The 19984-nt window shown below is 70.2% G+C and carries 15 protein-coding genes; 10 read left to right on the forward strand and 5 right to left on the reverse strand.

The window, feature by feature from the left end:
• Positions 1-152: 152 nt before the first annotated feature.
• The gene (locus AC5L3C_RS00005) at positions 153-419 is read right to left on the reverse strand and encodes a hypothetical protein (protein WP_493646174.1); all 267 of its coding nucleotides are present in this window, start codon (positions 417-419) and stop codon (positions 153-155) included.
• A gap of 109 nt (positions 420-528) precedes the next feature.
• Here AC5L3C_RS00005 and AC5L3C_RS00010 point away from each other — a divergent pair, with 109 nt between their 5' ends.
• The 10 genes from AC5L3C_RS00010 to AC5L3C_RS00055 all read left to right on the forward strand — a co-directional run bounded on the left by AC5L3C_RS00010 (position 529) and on the right by AC5L3C_RS00055 (position 11668).
• Entirely contained in the window at positions 529-1680 is a 1152-nt protein-coding gene (locus AC5L3C_RS00010; protein WP_493646175.1) for a hypothetical protein, read from the forward strand.
• Between the two features lie 476 nt (positions 1681-2156).
• Positions 2157-4283, forward strand: coding sequence for a hypothetical protein (locus AC5L3C_RS00015; protein ID WP_493646176.1), 2127 nt, complete (start codon positions 2157-2159; stop codon positions 4281-4283).
• Complete coding sequence (locus tag AC5L3C_RS00020; protein WP_493646177.1) at positions 4280-4804, forward strand: hypothetical protein; 525 nt, start codon at positions 4280-4282, stop codon at positions 4802-4804. The genes AC5L3C_RS00015 and AC5L3C_RS00020 overlap by 4 nt, the downstream gene beginning before the upstream one ends.
• Before the next feature lie 228 nt (positions 4805-5032).
• Entirely contained in the window at positions 5033-5842 is an 810-nt protein-coding gene (locus AC5L3C_RS00025) for a TIGR02391 family protein (RefSeq protein ID WP_493646178.1), read from the forward strand.
• 187 nt (positions 5843-6029) lie between these two features.
• A complete protein-coding gene (locus AC5L3C_RS00030; RefSeq protein WP_493646179.1) occupies positions 6030-7004 on the forward strand; it encodes a hypothetical protein in 975 nt (324 codons plus the stop codon).
• 780 nt (positions 7005-7784) lie between these two features.
• On the forward strand, positions 7785-8069 hold the full coding sequence (locus AC5L3C_RS00035; RefSeq protein ID WP_381089786.1) for a hypothetical protein: 285 nt from the start codon (positions 7785-7787) through the stop codon (positions 8067-8069).
• A 9-nt stretch (positions 8070-8078) separates the two neighbouring features.
• Positions 8079-8942: a helix-turn-helix domain-containing protein gene (locus AC5L3C_RS00040; protein ID WP_493646180.1), complete on the forward strand. Its 864-nt coding sequence runs from the start codon at positions 8079-8081 to the stop codon at positions 8940-8942.
• Positions 8943-9723: 781 nt separating this feature from the next.
• Positions 9724-10677, forward strand: a complete 954-nt coding sequence (locus AC5L3C_RS00045) for a hypothetical protein (RefSeq protein ID WP_493646181.1) — start codon at positions 9724-9726, stop codon at positions 10675-10677.
• Between the two features lie 50 nt (positions 10678-10727).
• Positions 10728-10907, forward strand: a complete 180-nt coding sequence (locus tag AC5L3C_RS00050) for a hypothetical protein (protein ID WP_493646182.1) — start codon at positions 10728-10730, stop codon at positions 10905-10907.
• Between the two features lie 530 nt (positions 10908-11437).
• Positions 11438-11668, forward strand: a complete 231-nt coding sequence (locus tag AC5L3C_RS00055) for a hypothetical protein (RefSeq protein ID WP_493646183.1) — start codon at positions 11438-11440, stop codon at positions 11666-11668.
• Between the two features lie 618 nt (positions 11669-12286).
• Here the strand turns inward: AC5L3C_RS00055 and AC5L3C_RS00060 are convergent.
• The 4 genes from AC5L3C_RS00060 to AC5L3C_RS00075 form a co-directional block, all read right to left on the reverse strand.
• Positions 12287-12814, reverse strand: a complete 528-nt coding sequence (locus AC5L3C_RS00060; protein ID WP_493646184.1) for a hypothetical protein — start codon at positions 12812-12814, stop codon at positions 12287-12289.
• 231 nt (positions 12815-13045) lie between these two features.
• Complete coding sequence (locus tag AC5L3C_RS00065) at positions 13046-15475, reverse strand: helicase associated domain-containing protein (RefSeq protein ID WP_493646185.1); 2430 nt, start codon at positions 15473-15475, stop codon at positions 13046-13048.
• Between the two features lie 109 nt (positions 15476-15584).
• A complete protein-coding gene (locus AC5L3C_RS00070; protein ID WP_493646186.1) occupies positions 15585-16619 on the reverse strand; it encodes a hypothetical protein in 1035 nt (344 codons plus the stop codon).
• Positions 16616-19969, reverse strand: a complete 3354-nt coding sequence (locus AC5L3C_RS00075; RefSeq protein ID WP_493646187.1) for an AAA family ATPase — start codon at positions 19967-19969, stop codon at positions 16616-16618. The genes AC5L3C_RS00070 and AC5L3C_RS00075 overlap by 4 nt, the downstream gene beginning before the upstream one ends.
• Between the last annotated feature and the right edge of the window lie 15 nt (positions 19970-19984).

The following is a 19984-nucleotide window of genomic DNA, read 5'->3' on the forward strand; positions in this document are numbered from 1 at the left end:
TGCGCTTCGAGCCGACGGTTCCTTCGTCGCTGCGCTCCCAGAAGGAACCCCTGGGGGTCCGTCCGCTGCGCTCCCGGACCCTGCCCGCGTTCGCGGGCGGCTGGCTACAGGGCCGGGTGGTGGTTGGGCAGGTTGCCTTGCCGCTCGTGTCGTCAACTTCGGGGTGTGTACCAGGGTACGAGCCGCAGCAGGAGGTCGAGGGTGTGGCGGGCTGCTGTGCGGGTGGCGGTAGTGGGGGCGAAGGCTGCGGCGAGGGCGAGGGTAGCGGTGGTCGCGCCGAGTGCGGCCGTGAGGATGAGCAGGATGCTCGTCAGGTGGCCGGGGTGGTGGAGGGCGCTGGCGATGAGGAGGGTGAGGAGCGCCGTGGTGAGGCCGGCGGCGGTCCTGGTTCGGATGCGGTTTCGGTGCTCTGGGGTCATGGACGGGCCTGCTGTCTGGAGTTGGCGGATTTCGGGGTGGTGCCGAGACCAGTGAGCCAGAGCCGCGGGACCGCAGAAAATTGCGCTTCTCGGGGTTGTAATGGAGGGCATGGCACGAGGAGCACCAAGTCCGGCTGATCTGCAGGTGGTACGTGAACTCGCGGCGCGCGATCTGGTTGTGACGGTCAGCCAGCTGGAGAGCTGGCGGCGGACGGGGCTGCTCCCGCGGCACCGGCGGCGAGGGCTGGGGCGGGGCCGGGGTTCGGTGGTGGACGTGATTGATCCGGTGGTGGTGGAGTGCGCGGCCGTGCTGGCGCGGCATCTTCGCCAGGGGCGGGATCGGCGGTTGGCGGTGCTGGAGTGGTTCGCCGAGGCGGGCGTGGCCGCGCAGCCGGGAGCGGTGCAGGTGCCGGAGCCGCCGCTGGCCGCCGTGCGGGAGGCTCTGGTGTGGGTGCTGCGGGGGTCGATGTCGCATCGGCTGGTTGAGGTAGCACGTGGTGCGGCGGGGGCGGGTGAAGAGGCAGCCGATGGGCTGTATGAGGACGCCGGCCGGCTTCTGGCGGCACATCGGTACCGCGGGGCGGCGAATCCCGCCCTGGTGCGCTCAGCGCTCGAGGCCGATGAAGACGTTGATGAAGACGTTCCGGACGGGCCGGACTTCAAGGGGATGGTGCACCTGGTCGCGGCGATCGGTCTGGGGGCGCAGGAGGTGGGTGCGGATGCGCTGGCCGAGGCGTTCGCCGCCTTCGGCTTGTTCGGGCTGACGGGCGAGGACTGGGCGCAGATGCTGGGGGCGGTTGAGCGTGGTGAGGGCCCGCCGGTGGACTGGGGGCTGCTCCAGCAGCGTGCGGACGTGTTGGGGCCGGTTCAGCAGGCCGGTGATGAGGAGTTGCTGCGGGCCCGGACGGTGCTGCTCGGGCTGCGGTGGTTCTACGGGCTGTATGCGATGCACGCCTTGTTCATGCCGGATACTCCGGCGCTGGCCGCGTTGCGGGCGCGGATCGACGAGTGGGGCATGTTCGCGCTCTTGGACCACGTCATCTCTCTGAGCCCCTCCCCCAGGCACTTCGCCCAGGGCCTGGTCATCTGTCTCGAGCCGCTCTTCGACGGGCTGTACGAGACGCTCATGGAGCAGCTCGCCGCCGACCCGGCCCTCTTCGAGATCCCCGGAGACGAGGCCGGCGGCGCGGCTAGCTTCATGGAAACGTGGACCCGTACCCTGCGCGAGCAGACCGCAAGGGCCCCGGGAGCGGGTGGATGAGAGCGGTGAGGGGCCCTTGTAGGGGGTGCCGTTTCCGCTTGGCCTGGGCGATACGCCCAAATAGTGCTGTTTCCGCCATGTCGATGGTCCGGGTCGAGGTGTATCGGTCAACGCCCGTTTTGATCGTTGTAGCAATTCGGCAGGGGTAGGGGCGGGCTGACGTACACTCGGTGGTTGTCGGCGCTAAGTGCCGGCCGCGCACCGCTCTGGATACACGGAACTGCATGCCGCAGGGTTCGAACTGAGGCATGAAGAGCGGCTGGCACCCGTCGTCGACGGGAGTTCGGTCCTAGGACCGGCTGACCAGCAGCTCGCCTGGAACCGTGGAATGCCGGTCGGCACGGGACATCACGGCGTGGGAGCCGCTGATCGAGCGTGACGGCGCTCGCCGCCCCCTGTGGACGGCGCGCAGTGGAGGCAGGGGTGTCCCTGCCCGTGGGTTTCCTGCTGCGCGCTACGCCCGGGAGGGCGAGATCATGACTTCTTTTGACGCTTTCGACGGTCTGGACGGGGCCGAGCCCGATGACGGCCTGCCTCCGCTGCTGCGCCGTCCCCAGCCGGTGGCGGACCCGCTGCCGGTGACCAAGCTCCGCGGTACGCGCAAGGTGCTGCTCGACAACCCCGACACCTCGCTGGACGAGAACGCGGCGAGCGCCGTCACCTCAGGTGCCGTGGATCCCGTGCGGTTGCGGGCCCTGGTGGACGGTGAGCCGGTCAGCCTGCTGACGGCCAAGCCGGTCGTGGGCGGCACGCTGTACGCGACAGCGCCGCACTTTCGCTACCTCGACCTCGATGTCCTGCCGGACTTCATCAACCAGCGGTGGGCGGACCAGCTGCACACGGCCATGGATGTGGCGCCGTCGCCGGCGCTGGTGACGTCGTATGAGACGCTGACCGATGCCGAGACCGGCACGCCGTACGCGGTCTTCACCGTCCACATGCAGGATCGCAAGGCGCTGGCCCAGGCGGTCGCCGAGAGCATGCGCAAGACGTTCAACGCCCAGAAGCGCGAGAACGACTACACCGCGAGCGTGCTCCAGCAGGGCGTGAAGGAGCCGCTGATGCTGTTCGTGATGCGCGTCACGTACACCGACGGCACCACGGACACGTATCTCGTCTCAGGCGACGGCAACAGCCGGCTGGTGAGTATGTGGCTGGCGCGTACCGGCGGTGACATCGAGGCGGCAATCTCGGCCTGCACCGCCTCCGTCATCGGCTCCACCGAGCACTCCGGCGAACGCAGCCGCGCGGAGCAGACGGCGGCGCGGCGGCGGGTGGGCGAACTGACCGCGCGGGTTCGCAAGAATCTGGCGGCGCCCACGCTGACCGAGGCCACCCGCCGCGAGGGCCACACGGTCGCCTTCCCTGCGACCGTCGTGGTCGGGGCGCGGGCGGACGACGGCGCTCGCCTGCCGGACCTGGTGGCAGCCCGCGACGACCTGCTGGCCAACCTGCACGTCCACGTCACCGCGTGGACCCCGGGAGCGCAGAACACGCAGGGCATGCAGCGCGTCTACCGGCATGCCCGGGGCGAGGACCTGATCACCCCGGACGTGTACCGGGTGCTGTCGGGCACGGTGGGACCGCAGCTGATGCACGAGCTGCTGGGGATCCCGGCGCACCGGCTGTGGTCGGCTGCGGTCCACCAGCACGCCGTGCTCGCGGCCCCGCACGCGGACGGCATGAACCGCCTGATCAAGCAGGAATTCGGGATGGGCAAGGCCGACCGGCAGCGCATCAGCGACCACCTGGCTCCCATGGCGCTGTCGGCCTACCGCAGCCAGGAAGGCATCGAGCAGCCGCTGCGGGCCTTCGGCAACGGCGGCACCATCACCGACACGGTGTGGAAGCGGGCGTGGGAGCTGACGAAGGGCGACGACGTCTTCGAGGTCCTCGACGATGTCCTTCGCCGGGCCCTGGCCGGTGAGGCGGGCGCGGTGGCGGAGCTGACCGTGCTCGGCGGGACCGCCGCGATCCTCGACGGCTACATCACGCGGGACCGCGGCTCGAAGGAGGGCACCGACCGCGACAGCCGCAAGGCGCCCTTCCGGGCGACGCCGGTGAAGCTTTTGGAGCTGCTCTCGAAGACGGCCGGGGGCCTGCAGATGCTGCACTCCATCGCCCACGCCCACGTCGCCGCCGACCCGGCCGTGCTGCCTAAGCTGTACCACACCCAGGACCGCGACGTCGACGGGGTGCGGGTCCGCGACGGCGAGCCCATGCTCGACAAGACCGGCGAGCAGATGATCATCGACTACGAGTGGGACCTCGTTTACGCCGCCGACCCGGCCCTGGCTGTGGCCACCGTCGCCAAGAACCGCGCGGAGGCCAAGGCCAAGACGGACGGCAAGCCGGAGGATCCCGAGGCGGAGGACGCGCGCCAGCGCCGGATGCTCGAGCAGGGCATCACCTCCGCGTCCAAGGCCGCGCGGGCGCTGGCCCGGATGAGCCGTCAGCGCGGCAAGGGGGTCTTCGGCACCTTCGACGGGGTCCAGGCTCTGCGTGACCAGCTGGACAAGCTTGACGAGATCCTCGTCGCCTTCGGGCCGGCCGACACCTCGATCATCGTGATCGACGACGAGGACGAGGAGGGCGGCGAGTGAGCGCCGGTCTTGCCCTGCCCGCGCAGATCAGTCGGGCGCTGCGGCCGGTGCTGCGGCTGGTGGGCCCGGTGCTCGACCTTCCCGCGGCCGGAGACGGCCGCGGAGGCTCGCCAGTGGTGGTGTGTCCGGCCGGTCCGGCACTCGTGCGCCGCCGGGTGGCGGCGAGTTGCGCGGTGTATGTCGCGTGGGACAGCCGCCGCGGCTGCCGGTATGTGGGCAGCGTGTGCCGCCAGGGAGCGAGCGCGGTCGGCGACCGGCTGGCCGAGCACTACAGGCACCCCACGGCCGGACTGGCCCGGCAGGAGGCCTGGACCCTGCTGACCGTGCTGCCGCTGGCCGACCAGGCCGACATGGAGGTGGTCCGCAGCGCCGAGGGATGGACGGCCCGGCTACTGAACCCGGTGGACGGATCCGCCCACCCGCGCGTCGACCTCGCGCAGACGCCCGCCGAGCTGGTCTCCCGGCCGTCCCGGCAGGCGCAGTTCACGGCCACCGTCGGTGCCGAAAGGGACACGGCGTAGCTGTCATCGAGGCCCGGTCGGCGGCCCCGGGGTTCCACGACACCCGGGGCCGCCGACCGGCCGCAGGACGGGCACAGGAATCGGCCCGGCCAGACCGGGGGCCGACCGCGGCCCCCGGAGGATGTCTGGGGTCGCGGTCTTTCACGGGAGTGGAAAAGGGGGCATCTGCCTTCCGTGCCCGTGTCATCCTGGCTGGTTGGCCATGGGACGAGGGGAAGGGGGCGGGACATGGCAACACGTCACGAGCCTTGGCCGGCAACAGTCGTCACGGCGGTGGCAGGTGTGCTCGGCGACACCGCTCACGGCTTGACCGGGCGGGAGATCGGGCAGCTGCTGGCTGTCGTGAAGGTGCCGGACGCCGACGGCGGCAACAAGCGGGACCGGCTGGCCGCAGCGCTGCTGGCGCAGCAGGCACGCCAGGGTGTGTCGAACTGCGTGATCGCGTTCATCAAAGTGGCGATGGCCCCGGTGCGCTACGTTCAGCAGCCGCACACGTTCTCGCGCCGGCAGGACGACCTCAACGAAGTCCTCGTCCATGTCGGGCTGCGGGTGAACGACCAGGGGCAGGTTGCCAGGGGGCCGGCGGCTGCCACGCTGAGCGAGGCCGCACGGCACGCCAGTTCCCTGCGGGCCGAACTGCGCCGCCGCTCCACGCATCCGGAGGTGCTGCGCTACTGCACCCTGGAGATCCTGGCCAAGAACCCCTTCCACGCCAGCCTCGAGGCGGTCAAGTCGGTGGCCGACCGGCTGCGTCAGCTCACCGGCCAGGGCCTGGACGGGGCGCGGCTGGTCGACGCAGTGCTCACGCCCGGCCATGGCACGGCCCGGGTAGCCATCAACGCGAACGCCACGGGGCCCGAGCTGGATGAGCAGAAAGGACTGGCGAACCTGGTCAAGGGCCTGTTCAGCATGTACCGCAACCCGGCCGCACACGAGCCGCGCCTGCACCGCGCCGTCACCGACGAGGAACTGCTGGAACTGCTCACCACGCTGTCGATGGTGCACCGGCGGCTCGACGGCGCGCACGTCACCCCCTGATGACGTGTGGGCGGTGAGCCCACCTTCTCGGTGCTGGCCCGTGCCGCGAGCCGCGGGCACAGTCTGTCCGCGTGTTCCGAACTGCGACGCCAGCCGGAAGGGAGTTCGTAGGCTGGCGGTGGACTCGGAGATCAGGCTATAGCTGAGTGAGCCCTAACCGAGGCCGCCGCCACCCAGGGAGGACAGGATGAGCAGCCGCGATGACATGCACTTCCCGGTCATCATCAACGGCCTTGACTACCTGCACAGCTCAGTCACCTCTCTGATCGACGAACCGGAAGGCCGCGCGCTGAAGTACGCGGTGCTTCACCTTCAGTTCGCGGCGGAGACCCTGTTCAAAGCGCGTCTGGAGCTGCATAACCCCGCCCTGGTCTGGGTGAAACCCGAGAAGTTCGACGAGCGGCTCCACCGCCAGGGTGACTTCAAGAGCGTCGGAACACCGGTCGCACTGGAGCGCCTGCGCGACGACGTGAAGGTCTCGAACCCCATCGCTCCGGAGGACGCCGCCCTCAAGGCGCTCGTCGAGCTACGCAACCGTCTCACGCACTTCGGCGCGACCGACACCGCCGTCGCCGTGGAGGCGCGCGCCATACCGGTCCTCGACCTGCTTTTGACGTTCATCGACGAGGAACTGCTGCCCAACGACACCAGTGATGCAGCAGAAGAGGCATGGGAACTGATGGAGACCATCCGGCCCCTGGTCGGCCGGATCCGCGGACTGGTCGACCACCGCCTTGGCCCCCTGGGCGAGAAGCTCGGGCCTGCCAGCGAGTACACACTGCGTTGCCTGTCCTGCGGCCACTTCGCAGCGCCCGTCACCCCCGGAAACGACGGTGTGCGGCCCGTCGGCTGCCTGCTGTGCGGCAAGGCATACGACGACCTCGAAAGCACAGTGGACGCGTACGGCGCGGGGAGCTTCTACGAGGCGGTCACCCAGGGCGGTGACCCACCGGCCTACCCGTGCGCAGAGTGCTTTACGGCTGAAGCGTGCGTCGTGCCGACCGCGACAGCCGACGAGCCTGACGGTTACGTTCTGGTGTGCTTGTGGGGCGCGCATACGCTGGAAGGAGTGTGCGACTTCTGCCAGCGGACGGCTATCCTCGCACTCCCGGAAGCGCAAATGTGCAGCGACTGCCTCGATGTCCGGTACGCCAAGTTCTGACCGGCACGCCCGGGCCCGATCTGCGTGCGTCCGCCCGTGGCCGGCCGATGCTGCAGCCGCCGGGCAACCGGGCACACACCCGCCGCACCGGCGCCGCGACACTGACGGGGCGCGGCCGTCCACACGAGCGTTGTCAGACACCGGGCGGGCCAGGAGTAGGACGGGACGGACTCTGTGGAGCTGCTCCGCGTCGTCGGCGGCGGGACCGGCGTCGTGGGTGGCTCGGCCCACACGACAAATCGCTGAGCAGACACTTCATCGGAACGCAGTGGCCGGGTGACGTGTCAGGCCGGCACCGCGATCGGTGCCGGCCTGAGCAGAGGGCAAGCGCGGGCCAACGCGCTTGCCGAGTCCTGAAGCGGTTTCGGGTGTGCGACCAGTAGCCGTGTCAGGAGCACCGGCGGCGGGCCGTCGGTGCGGTGATGTGGCTACCGTCTTCGGAAGGGGGTCTAGGCCGCAAGCCTGCTGGAACAAAAGGCGGGCCGGGGCAGGGGGTGGGCGGCATGCGGCTGTCCGCTGCCAGAGGGACGGCGCTTGTAGCCGACAACGCCCGGCAGGTCTCCCGCGGAGCGCGGAACACCAGCGAAGCCGTGATGCCGCAGAGCGGACATACCGGCCATCGGTAGCGGGCGGAGGGGGGCTGCCAGGTGGAAGACTGTCTGCCGCGCAGCCGCTCCCGGGCAGGGCCAACTGCCCCTGACTGCGCACCTTTTGCGACCAGTAGCTCCCCGGGCCCGGCGTGTCCGCCGACGGCCCCTGTCAGGACGGACCCCCTCCCCCATGAACGAATTCGGCCCACTTGCCCGCTCCGGCGGCCCGAGTCGGCTCTGCGCCTGCGCGGCCTCCACCGGGCGCCTGGGACCAACCCACGCGTTGATCCTGCTGATCGCCCTCCAAGCACTGGGCAGCGGCCTGTTCCTCGCCGGTACCTCCCTGAGCACCGTCTTCGCGCTCGTGGGCGGCCTGGGGGCGATCGGCGCAGGCACCCTCACGCTGGCGCGCGGGGGCCGCCGCCTTGCGGCAGTGGTGGTCGAGGCCGCGGTGCGCTCCGGCACGGGCAAGTAGGGGGCGGATGTGTCCCGTTCTGCCCTTGCTTGCGCTCCGGAGCGCCCGTTCGCGGCTCTCGCCGAGCACCTCATCGGCCTGCGCCGTGCCGCGCGAATGCCCCAGCGCGCCCTCGCCGACGTCGCCGCCATCTCCCGCACGGCTGTCCAGCGCGCCGAGTCCGGTTTCGCGGCGCCTTCGCCCAGCGTCCTCGACGCCTACGTACAGGCCTGCCGTGCACGCCCCGAAGACCTGTCCCGGGCGCGGCTGTTGCGCCGCTTTGGTCGGATCGCCCAGCGCGGCCGGCTGCGCCTTCTGAGCGCGCCCTCCCCCGCGCTCATTCACAGCGCAGACGACCTCGGCCTGGCGCTCGCAGCAATGTACGAGCGGGATGGCGCGCCCGCTCTGCGCGAGCTCAGCCGCCGTGTGCCGCACCGGCCTCCGCTACCGGTGACGAGCATGTGGCGTTTCGTGCACCGCAAAGGCCTGCCGGCCAGCACCGAGCAACTGGTGACATACCTGCTGGCGTGCGGGATCAGTCCGACGGAGCAGCGCCTGTACGTGAGGGCCTACCAGCGGATCGTCGCCGGACGCGGGGAGCGTCCCGGGCCGCCGCGGACCGCCCGCCCCGACGAGCTCGCCCACTACACCGACAAGATCAGCCCGACGTACCGAAGCCTGATGGACAGGATGTCCGCCGTGGACGTCGAGACAGCTCTGACCGTCGGGGTGGCCTACGTCTATGCCGAGCAGTCCCAGCGCAACGGCGTCGCTCCCATCACTGACCAGCAGCTCTTCCGCACCGCCCGCCGACTGTTCGGTGCCGACACCAGGCCCGCCCAGCTGAAGGCAGTTCCCACGACTGCGTCCCCCGGCGGTGACACCCCGCCCTAGTCCAGGCGTCCGTCCTCCGCGGTAGCGCCCGATGACGCAACCGGGGCGCCTGCTCGGTGATCGGCCCGCTGACCCGGCGGCGCGGCCAGGTCAGGCACTGGGCAGCCGGTCCGGGACGGTGAGCCGTTGACGCTGAGGGAGACGGGCCGGGCGCCGGGCCCACGGCCATGGTGACGACGGCCCGGGCGGTGCAGCGCGCTGCCCAGCTCGGGCGGCGGGCCGCCTACAGCGGGCCCGACTCGATGGAGGTGTACAACAACCTGGTCGTCGGCAAGTACAGCTGGGTCCCCGACGACGCTCACCCCGGGTCCGCGGCCGCTGAGATGGAGAACCTGCCCGTCCACTGGCTCAAGGACTGGATGCTGCACCTGGACGTCGAGTGCGGGATGCGGGACGAGACCGTGCTGCACCGCCTGTACGGCACGGTCACCTCCTACGAGCCCAGCACCGGCCGCGTGGGATTCTCCCCCGCGGGCGGCGACCCGGCCATCTCGGTGCCCGTCCACCGGATCGTCGCGCCAGCGGTGACCGGCAGCGGCGCAGTGACGGGCAGGTGCCCGCCCACGAGCCCTACGACGAGTAGAGGGCCGTCCGCCTCGCCCGAGAGGGCACGTGTGGGGGCCGCTTTTGGGCGACGTTCATGCCTGTCGGCTGCGGCTGACCGGCTGGCCGACTCCACGAGGTGTGACGCGGATCACAGGATGATTCGGGGTGTGCGTTGTCGGATCGGGTCCGTGCCGGGACCGAGAGGAGAAGGATTTTCCCCGACAAGGAGGCACCCATGGCCACCGAGGACCCGACGCCCAGTTACACCATGGTCGAGGATGACTGCTCCGTCCAGAACGATCTGGCGGAGCGGATCAGCCAGTTCAACTACGAGTCCAATACCGGCGCGGCGGTCATGGCCTTGTTCCCGGCCCAATGGAGCGGGAGCGCCGGCGATACCGTGACTCTCCGGGGGGACGGGAGCATCGCCCTCGACATGGACGGCGTGTTCGGACTGCCGGAGCCGTTCGACCGTGTCGCCCCTCCCACACTGATCACCACCACGACCGGTATGGCGGTACTTAAGGCCGACCACCCGGCCAACCAGACCATCGAGTCCGGGTTCCGGGTTCTGAACATTCCGGTCCCCGAGGTGATCCAGGCGCTGAGCGCCCGCGAGGCCGCGCTCGCCAGCGACGGACCCACGATTCGCTCCTTCACATCGGAGGTGCTGGGGAGGTGGCGCGGATGGAACGAGCCGGTCTCCACCGCCTTGCTCGGCAACTGGGCGGATCCTCTCTACGACCAAGGCCGTCTGACCCCTGAGGCCTTGGACAAGCTGAGGTCAGAGGCCAGTGTCATCCACCGGCAACTCACCCCGGTCTGGCGCCGCAAGGTCGACCAGTCGCGGCTGCTGCTGCTTGACACCCCGCTCGGCGACGGGCTGACCCTGTACGACCTGGTCTGCGGACAGGCCGCCGTCGACCCCGGCTTCGAGACCGGCTTCGAGACCGGCTTCGAGGACTCGCGCCTGATCGAGATTCTGAAGGCCCTCTCCCCAGCCGAGCGAGCGGTGACTCTCGCTCTCGGTGCCCGTGGGGTCACCACCTGGGCCGAAGCGGCCATGGCCGCTGGTGCTGCGGAGCCGGAGAGGCAGGGCGAGAGGGTCCGCCGGAAGGTGAAGCGGCTTGCTGGGCGCATCACCGACCCCTCTACCGCGGCCGAGGCGGCCACGGCGAGCGGCCGATGAGCGCCCCCGCCCCTGTCCCAGCCCGCCCGGCCCGGCGCCGGGAGGTGGTGTTGCGGATTGCCCTGCCGGGGATTCCGGCCTGCACCGCGGTACTCGGCAGCGTCGGCGCGGCCCTGGTCCACGGCGCCATCCCGGCAGCATCCCCTCTCGTGTGGCCGCTCGTGGTCCTCGCCCTCGGCACGATGGCGTACGACGTCGGGCTCCGCGCCCTGCGCCGCCGCGACGGCTGACCACGCTGCCGCACGGCAACGAGGTCCCTCCCGGGCCAAGGTGCGTGCGCCCCACCCCGCGCCTGGCGCACCCTGGGCCTGGGCCACGTAGTGCTCGGCCGGCTCCTGCTTGTGCTGAGCCTACGTGCCCGCCGCCTCGGCGGCAGACACCTCGACTTCGGCGAGGCGCGCCCACGCTGCCTGCCCCCGGGCGGCGCTCGGGCTCGGGGACCGGGGCGGCGCCGGTGGCCTGGGCGGCGGGCGGTGCGGCCCCTGCACGCCCCTGCACGCCGTTCCGGCAATTCCTGCACCCCGCACAGATCTGCGGGGTCGTCGACTTTTTCCGCAAACGTATGTGACGCACTTCACAACGCAGGGTCGCTTTTCACCTGCCGGGGGGAATTGAAAAGCGGTCATATCACCCGCCACGGGGTCACTCAAGCATGATCACGACAGGGTTCGATCATGACGAGAATAGGGACCAGACCCCTTTCCGGATAAACTGGCCTGCGCCAGGCAACAGGGCCTGCGGAAAAGAGAGGATCGGCACCATGGCCGACGACGAGAAGGAACGACAGTCGGCCGAGACGAAGAAGCCCGCCCCCGTCGGGAAACCGGCCGCGGTGCCGGATCAGACGCCGACCTTCTACAGCGGCGAGCGGCCGTTGATGGAGAAGGCGCACTGGACGCTGGGGGTTGTGTACTACGGCAGTCACATCGCCGCCTCGGCGTTGGCGAAGGTGCAGGAACACCTGTTCCCGCTGGTCCAGCCGTACCTGTAGGGGCCGCAGAACCCGGGACCACCTGGTCCGTGGGACCGGGTCCTGCGACTGTCTCGGCCGTCCCGGGGGTCTTGGATTGCTACGTCCTCGCAGACTCCCCGGGATGTGAATCACATCCGAGACTGTGTCCGGTGAATCATCGTTGACGGTTCACCGGACACAGTCATTCTAAGCGCTGCGAGAGTGGCTTTCCACTCCCGCAGCAAACTTTTTCACGGATGACATTTTCACATCCGACGACGAAAATTTTTTTCATCCCCCGCAAAATGCAATCCACATTGCGGTGAGCAATCTTTCCGGATCAATAATGCAGGACCATTCGCGGTTCCCCCGGGGCAAATCCTTGATGCGGGCGGTACGGGTCATCCATGAAAATTGCGTCTGCGGAGGCGAACCGGGTACGGAGGAAATCATTGGTTCAGCATTGTGTCGCCTGGAATGTTCATCCTCGACGGCGTGGGACGTCCGGCTCTCGCCTGGCGCCAGGCCTGGTGAAAGCGTTCGGAGGCGGCCGCGGCCTGCCGGTACACGTGACGCTGTTCGTGGGCAGCGTGGGGTGCGTGCCGGCTCCCTGTCCGTCGTGTCGCCGGGCGCGTGCCCAGCAGCACCCGCGGCTGTTCAGGAGGTCTGCTCGTCGCGGATGACGACGTGACCGGCCCGGCACTCGCGCACCGCTTGGTTCAGTGCTCTGACCGCGGCCCGTCTGCGGTGCGTGTCCCGGCCATGGTCGATGGCTTCCAGCGCTGCAGCGGCGGCGACCCGTACGGAGGCCGGCAGGTCGTCGTGGGCGGCGAGCTGGTAGGCGATGGTGCGCCGGGCCTGCCGCTCGGTGATGCTCGCTCCCTGGTCAGTGAGCGGGAAGACCGCGGCTTCATACAGCGTGATCCCCCGCAGGACGGCATCGGCAGTCGCCTCGACCTTCCCGTCGCCCACCACGATGCGCTCTAGGAGGGCCTTGGTGCGCAGGTCGCACAGTGAGATCGTGATCCTCGCGCACAGGAGCAGCGTCCCCGTTCCTGCGGCCACTCCGGCCGCCGCTCCCCACGAGCCGCCCAGCAGGGACCCGGCATACATCCCGCCGCATCCCGAGCAGCCGATCAGCAATGCCAACGCCGCGTACATCAGGCTGCTGCGCGACGGTTTCATGCCCAGGAGTATGCCCGTCCGGGCAGCGCGGCGGCGCCGGACGTGACACACTCGCGTCCGGCTCCGGCCGGCTCTCGGGGGCGGGCACCACAGCACGCGGGCGCCGAGGGAACCGACGGTGCGGCCGTCACCGCCTGGCGCAGCGGGGCCCGTTGCACGTTCCGCGTACGGTACGGACCGCGGCACGCCTCGTGGACCGGGTTCGCGAGGCGATGGGGTCTGCGGGAGCGGCTACGCGAGGACGGCCGGGGTGGCGTTCTCGGCCGTCCAGTCTCCGTCGAAGAGCGCGGCGACCAGACGGACATGGTCGTCGGGGAGCTGGCCGGTGCGGTGCTTGGTGCGGGTCTTGGCGAGCCAGGCGCCGAGGTTGACGGTGTCGCCGTCGACGCGGACGCTCTCGCGGGCGGCGGGGGCGCGGCCTTCGCGGTGCAGGAAGAGTTCCAGGAGCTGGACGGTCTGTTCGAAGGTGCGGCGGGCCCGGCGGGCGGGGGCGAGCGGGTTGTTCTCGGGGGTGAGGCCGAGGGCGGTCATCATCTGTTGCTGGCCGTCGGCGAGGGCCGGCCAGGTGGTGAGCTGGCGGTGCAGCCAGGAGCCGATCTTCACGCCGCCGAGCTGGGTGTCGCGAGTCAAGGTGGCAGGGTCGGCTCCGGATGCGAGGTGGGCGCGCAGCAGGTGGTATTTGCGGTGCCAGTCCGCGCCGTGGGGCAGGCGCCAGTCGGGTGCGAGGGTGGTCAGGGCGTCGGCGCGGGCCTGATCGAGCTGGTTCTTGGCTGCAAGGTGGCGATGTTCGGCGAGCCATGCGCCCACGGGGGTGGTGGCGGGTGCGGCAAGGTGGCCGTGGGTGCGCAGGTAGTCGGCGGCCGCGGTCAGGCGGGCGCGCCAGGCGGCGTCGTGCTTGTCCCAGATCATGCCCAGCGCGTCGAGTTCGGCGATCCAGTCGGCTTCGAGGCGGCCGGCTTTCGCCGCGTCGCGCATGGTGGTGATGAAGGTGCCCAGGGTGTAGCCGGCGGGGTCGGTGTAGTCGGCGGGGACGTCGAGGTGGCCCATTTCGTCGCGGTAGGACTGGGCGGCGGCGAGGCCGAGGCGCCGGGAACGGGAGACGGCCGCCTCGCGGGGGTCGAAGGAGGCCAAATCCATGGCGCGGGCGATGCGCTCGGGGTGGACGGTGAAGTCGAAGTGCCAGCGGCGCTCGATGACGTCGCTGGTCTCCCTGGGGAGACGGTTGGCCTTGTCGGGCAGGCGCTCCAGGATGCGGTGGTCGTGGCTGGCCAGCGCGCATGCGATCGCCCACACCGGCTCGTAGGCGGTACCGAGGATGTTCTCACCGTCCGCGCCGGGCGGGACGTAGACGGGCACGATCAGCGAGGCGGTCTTGCCGGACACGTCCAGGCGCAGGGCGCGGCCGAGGGCCTGGACGCAGCGGATGACGCTGCGGGTGGGGTCGGCGAAGACGATCGCATCCACGCTGGGGATGTCGACACCTTCGGCGATCAGGCGAGAGTTGGCAAGGATCGCGCAGTCGGCGGCGGCGAAGGCGGCGAAGGTGTCGGCGCGTTGGGCGGGGGTGTGCTCGCCGTGGGCGAAGAACAGCTGCGGGGTGATGTCCGGGACGAGGCCGGGGTCGGTGCGGGCCAGCAGGCGCAGGGTGTGCGGGAGTTCGCGGGCGAAGCGGCGGGCGTCGGAGACGAGGTTGAAGTAGACCAAGACCTTGCTCAGACGGTGTTCGGTCATGGCGCGCAGGACAGACAGATGCAGGGCGGTGGTGCGCAGCGCGCTGTCCTGCTCATCACCATCGCCGGGAGGGGTGCTGGCGGGGGCGGTCAGGTCCAGGCGGCGGCACAGGTCGGCATCGGTGAGGGTGGGCACCACGATGCGGTAGTCCGCAGCCCGGCCGTCAGCCACTGCCTGCGCCAGGGGATACTCGAAGACCTTCCTTCCGTACACCTGCTCGTTATCCATGGAGTTGGCGAACGCATCCACCTCCGGGCCCTGCGGGCGTCGGCGGCGTGGGCGGGTGGTGTCGGCGGACTCCGCCAGCTCCGGCGCGGCGAAGATGCGGGGGGTGGCGGTCATATAGAGGCGGCGGTCCGCGCGGATGCGCTGCGCGTCGTTGACGATGGCCCACTTCTTGTCGGCCCGTCCCGCGATCCGGTGTGCCTCGTCCATGATCGCGAGGTCGAACGGTGGCACGGTGTACTTCGTGCTGTGGGTCTGCTCGATTTTGTCCAGGGAGTCGTAGGTGCAGATCACCGTCAACGCCGGGATCTGGTCCTGCTCCTCCCCCACGACCGACATCAGGGCGGCCAGTGTGTGCGGGTTCGTGGTCGAGCCGACGCGTGCGGCCGCGAGGTCCTCGTGGCCGGCGGTGTCCATCGAGGAGGCGATCACCATGTGCTCGCCGTGGCCGTCTCGGCGCCACGCCAGAGCGGTCTGGGCTGCCAAGTCCAGCGTGGGCACGACGAACAGCACGAGTTTGGCGTCGAGTTCGTCCGCCACCCGGCTGGACACTACCGTCTTACCGGTTCCTGTCGCTGCCACGAGAAGCCCTCGCGTCCCGGGGCGCCGGAGGTGTCGGACTGCTCGTTGAACCGCCTTGAGTTGATGCGGGAACAACGGGCGCTTCTTAGGGCCGCCGAGTGGGGGCGTCTCAACCAGCGTCATATAGGCAACCTCAACACAGGGGGCGCGGCAGTATCGGTGTCCAGGGGTGTCTGGGACATCCTGGCAAACTGATGCTGCAGCTCGAAGCGGAAATGCGAGGAACTGCGACTCAGCTCACCGCTGCCACGCGTAGGGCCCTGCTGAGCAGGGCAGGGTTGCCCAGGCGGCGGCGCAGTTCCCTCTCCAGCCCAGCGACCGGCACCAGGTTCTGGGGGGCCCGGGCGTCTTTGTACTCGCAACTGGCGTACCGCGGCAGTACCAGTTGCGAGAGGTTAGCCAAGGCGATCGCCTCCGGGGCGGGGATGTCGGCGGCGCATTCCAGCCTTACTATTCCGGCCCACGGGGCGCCGGGCGTACACGGTAGGCGTAGGTACCAGGCGTGCCGGTCCCAGGAGGTGCCCATCAAGAACACCGGGGTGCGTTCGCCGGCGGCCAGGGCGCTGACCATCGCGTGCAGGTCGGGCGGCAGGTAGGCGGTGCGGTGGGACTTGATGAGCCCCACCGCTCGCGGCAGATGGGTGCGGCCGCGCAGCGGACCGTCCACCACCAACAGGTCCGAGCCGGCGGCGACGCCGTGGCCGGCCAGGGCAGTGCGGGCGTTGGCGGCGACGAGAATTTCAAGGTCGCCGAGTCGGCGTTGCAGCGCCGTAGAGAGCAGCACTGCAAGGTTTTCTTCCTGGTCGTCAAAGGTGATGTTGGCCTGGTAGGTACCGGCCGTGGTGGGCACGTCGACGGCGTTAGTGGCGGTGGTGAACAGGCCGCGCCGGGATTCGATGGTCAGCAGGTGCGCGCCACGGTCGGGGCAGCAGCACACGGTGCCGGCCGCATAGGAGGCGCATAGTGCCATCTGGGCGTCGTCGGCGCGGTTGCTGGCGCTTGGGGCTGGTTCGGCGGCCGGGGGCTGCTCGATCCAGATGCGGGCCTCGACGCGGCGCACGCCGTCGACGAACAGGACTGCGCCGGGGTCGGGCACGTGGGAGGGCGAGATGGGCTTCCAGTCGGCCGGGGCGAGTTCGAGGTCGGGGATGACTTTGGCGGTCGAGTCCCCGATGGTGTTCTCGGCGTTTTCGACGCTGGAGCCGTAGGTGGGGTCCCAGCCGTCGACATGGAATCGCATCCGGGCCGCATGTGCCGTGCTTGTCATGTGCCTTCCCGGGTGACGACGGAAGTGTGGGGGTCGCGGTGTAACTGGAAGCGGACCGGTACCCGTTCGGCGAGCCCGGTGACGTGGGTGATCACCCCGACCATCCGCTCCCCTTGGGCGAGATTCTCCAGGGTGTCGGCGACCATCTCGAGCGAGTCGGGATCAAGGGTGCCGAATCCTTCGTCGAGGAATATGGACTCGAGCTTCGTTGCGCCGCCCATGCCGGCCAGCTGGTCGGACAGGGCCAACGCCAGTGACAGGCTGGCCTGGAAGGTTTCGCCGCCGGACAGGGTGCGAACCGAGCGCTGTGAGTCAGCGTCGGAGTGGTCGATGACGTAGAACTCGCCTTTGTAGTGGCTGAGGTCGAATCGGTCACCCGACAACCGGCGCAGCGACTGCGAGGCACCCGCGACCAGGGTGTCGAGGGCTGAATCGGCCAGCCACTGCGGGAACTTGTTGGACCGCATCAGCCTGGCCAGCTCGGCGGCCACCTGTTGCCGGGTGCGGGCGCTGTCGATCTTGTCCTGCACTGCGGCGGCGTCGGCGAGGCTGCGCTGGATCATCTCTACCCGGCCCCGGGCCCGCTCGGCTGCGACCGCTACTACCCGGGGGGCCTGGGCGGCGCGCCCAGGCCCGTCGCCGAGGTCTTGGGGATCCAGGTCGTGGTCGCGCAGCAGACCCTCCAGTTGGCCCAGGAGCTGCTCGGCTTCGCTGTGTGCGGTGTGGGCATCGGCTTGCGCGCGCAGGGTGTCGGCCTGCCGGTCGTCGGCCGCGCGGGTGGCCCAGGCGGCCAGGCTAGCCCAGGCGGCGGCGAGGTCGTCGGTGTCCAGGCTCGGCGGTTTGAGGGCCGCCACCGCGTCCCGGGCAGCAGTCAGCTCGGACCAGGCGGTCGTGGTGCGAGCCTGCCACTGCTGCTGTTCGGCCTCCGCCGCCTTGAGTGCCTCGCGTGTCTGGCTTGCCTCGGCTGTGGCGGTCTCCACGGCCGCTTCGAGGCGGTCGCATTCCTCCAGTAGGCCCGGCAGTGCATCTGTGGGCGGCGCCTGATCCAGCAGCGTCTGCAGTTCACTCAGGCGGTCGGTCAGCGTGCTCTGCGCGTGGTCGGCGGCTGCGCTCTGCTGGACGGCGGTGGTGTGGGCACTGTGGGCGGTGGCGTGTGCTTGCTCGGCAGCTTCCAGCGTGGCGGTCGCGTCCTGGTGGGCCTGATCGGAGGTGGCAGCCTCGGCCTGGGCGGCTGAGAGGTCGTTTTCCACCGTGGACCTCTGGGCGTGGGCCCACGCTTCCAGGGCAGACCATGCGGCGGTCACGTCATGGGTGTCGACGGCAGGCGGGTCGAGTTCGGCCAGAACACCCAGCTGCGTGTGGACGTCGCTGCGGGTGCGATCGATCTCCCTTTGCAGCGTGGCGACGGCCGCCGTGGCGGAGGTGTGCGCGGCTTCGGCCTCCTGTGCCGCGGCACGTGCCTGCTGCTCGGCGGCAGCCAGCTGGTCACGGGCTGCGGCGCGTTCGTCAAGATGGGCGCGGTCGGCGTCGCAGTCGCGTTCGGTGTCGGCAGGACGATCGGGCAACAGCGTGCCCAGCCGCTCATCGAGCAGGGTGCGCCGCTGGGTCAGGGTGTCCGCGGCGCGCTGCTTGACGGCAACCGTCGTGGTGGCGGCCTGACGCTGGGAAAGCAGGTCACGGTGTTCGCGGACCGCAGTGTCACGCGCGGCCTGGGCGGCGGCCAGGGCCGGGTCGGACAGCGACGACGGGAGGGTGGTGACGCTCTGCTCGCAGACCGGGCAGGCGTGGCCCACCTGGAGCTGAGGGCGTAGCTGGGCGGCACCGGCGAGGGTGCGGGCTTCCTCGAGGGCGGCCGTGGCCGCGTCGAGACGCGCCTGCGCGTCGGTGACCGCGCTGTCGGCCTGGGCGGCTGTCTCCACGGCGTCATCCAGCTCGCTGGTGGCGTCGGTGAGGGAGCTGGTGATGTCAAGGAGCTGGTCGAGTACCTCGCGCGCCTCGGTGAGTCGGCTGCCGTCGCCGGCGGCGGTGAGCGCGGAAGCGGACTGGTTGTGCCGGTCGCGGGCCGCGGCCAGCTGGGTGGCGGCGGCGTCGGCCTGCCGTGCCAGAGCCGCTGCCCGGCTGGTCAGGTCGGTGACACCGTCGGGGGTTCGGACGGGAGCCAGCAGCTGCTGGCGACGCTGCAATGCCGCGTACGCCTGTTGTACCTGGTCGCGGCGACCGCGGGTCTCCTCGGCGGTGCGGCGGGCCTCGGTGACGGCGTCTGCCAGCGCCCGTAGCCGCTCCTCGCTCTGCGCTAGCTCTTGGCGGGCACGCTGTGCAGCCACGATGACTACGTCGCGGCGCCCGACCAAGCCGGCCATCTCGGTGTAGCGGTCGCGGGCGATGTTGAGGACAGCGCGCTGCGGGCCGGATTGGGCGGCTTTGGTGGCGTCGGCCAGGGTCTGGGCGGCCGCGTCGGCGGCGTCGCGGGCCTTGTGGGCGGCTGTCTGGGCCTCCACAGCATGGCGCTGCAGCTCTTCGATACCGTCCGGGGTGCGCAGGGGGGTGAGCCGGGCGAGTTCGGTGCGCAGCGCGGCGAGACGTGCCTGGGCATCGCTGGCGCGGGAGTGTGCCTCGGCGACGCGGGGCACGAGCTGGTCGACGGTGGCGGCCAGCTGTCCCAGCGCGGAGAGGCGTTCCTGGGCGTCGGCCTCGGCTTGCAGGGTGGCGTCGGCGTGCCGGCTCAGCTGGTCGGTGAGGACCTCGATCTCCTTGGATGCTTCGGCCGCCTGGGCGCCGGCGCGTTTGCCGATGCCTTCGTAGTGGGCGGCTCCGAGCAGCTTGAGCAGGATCTGCTGCCGGTCGCGGGCGTTGGCGGACAGGAACCGGGCGAAGTCGCCTTGGGGCAGGACGACGCACTGGCAGAAGTCGTCGAAGGACAGGCCGAGCAACTGCTCGATGGCGGCGTTGAGTTCCTTGATTTCTCCGGCCAGTACTTCCGGCTGTGGCCCGTCTGCGTCGGTGGCGACCGCCGTGGGGTCGGCGAATTTCACCAGGCTGACGGTCTTTTGCTGGATCTGTTGGCCGACGCGGCGGACTTCGCGGGCGACTTGGTAGCGCTGGGATGCGACGTCGAAGGTGAGCGAGACCGTGCAGCGGTTGCTCGTGGGGGCGAGCGCGTAGGCGATGGCGTTGCTGCGGCCCCACCGGTAGGCCGAGCCGTACAGGGCGAAGGTCAGGGCGTCGAGAACGGTGGACTTGCCTGACCCGGTGGGGCCGACGAGGGCGAAGTAGTCGGCGTCGGTGAAGTCGACCACGGTGGGAGCGCGGAAACCGGCGAAGCCGTTGAGCTCCAGGCGAACGGGGCGCATGTTGAGGGATTCCTT

Source organism: Streptomyces speibonae, from assembly GCF_984686075.1.

Bases quoted from the DNA above. Each gene is read 5' to 3' on its own strand.
- AC5L3C_RS00005 (WP_493646174.1), bottom strand. From the start codon at position 419: ATGACCCCAGAGCACCGAAACCGCATCCGAACCAGGACCGCCGCCGGC.
- AC5L3C_RS00010 (WP_493646175.1), top strand. From the start codon at position 529: ATGGCACGAGGAGCACCAAGTCCGGCTGATCTGCAGGTGGTACGTGAA.
- AC5L3C_RS00015 (WP_493646176.1), top strand. From the start codon at position 2,157: ATGACTTCTTTTGACGCTTTCGACGGTCTGGACGGGGCCGAGCCCGAT.
- AC5L3C_RS00025 (WP_493646178.1), top strand. From the start codon at position 5,033: ATGGCAACACGTCACGAGCCTTGGCCGGCAACAGTCGTCACGGCGGTG.
- AC5L3C_RS00030 (WP_493646179.1), top strand. From the start codon at position 6,030: ATGAGCAGCCGCGATGACATGCACTTCCCGGTCATCATCAACGGCCTT.
- AC5L3C_RS00035 (WP_381089786.1), top strand. From the start codon at position 7,785: ATGAACGAATTCGGCCCACTTGCCCGCTCCGGCGGCCCGAGTCGGCTC.
- AC5L3C_RS00045 (WP_493646181.1), top strand. From the start codon at position 9,724: ATGGCCACCGAGGACCCGACGCCCAGTTACACCATGGTCGAGGATGAC.
- AC5L3C_RS00055 (WP_493646183.1), top strand. From the start codon at position 11,438: ATGGCCGACGACGAGAAGGAACGACAGTCGGCCGAGACGAAGAAGCCC.
- AC5L3C_RS00060 (WP_493646184.1), bottom strand. From the start codon at position 12,814: ATGAAACCGTCGCGCAGCAGCCTGATGTACGCGGCGTTGGCATTGCTG.
- AC5L3C_RS00065 (WP_493646185.1), bottom strand. From the start codon at position 15,475: ATGACGCTGGTTGAGACGCCCCCACTCGGCGGCCCTAAGAAGCGCCCG.
- AC5L3C_RS00070 (WP_493646186.1), bottom strand. From the start codon at position 16,619: ATGACAAGCACGGCACATGCGGCCCGGATGCGATTCCATGTCGACGGC.
- AC5L3C_RS00075 (WP_493646187.1), bottom strand. From the start codon at position 19,969: ATGCGCCCCGTTCGCCTGGAGCTCAACGGCTTCGCCGGTTTCCGCGCT.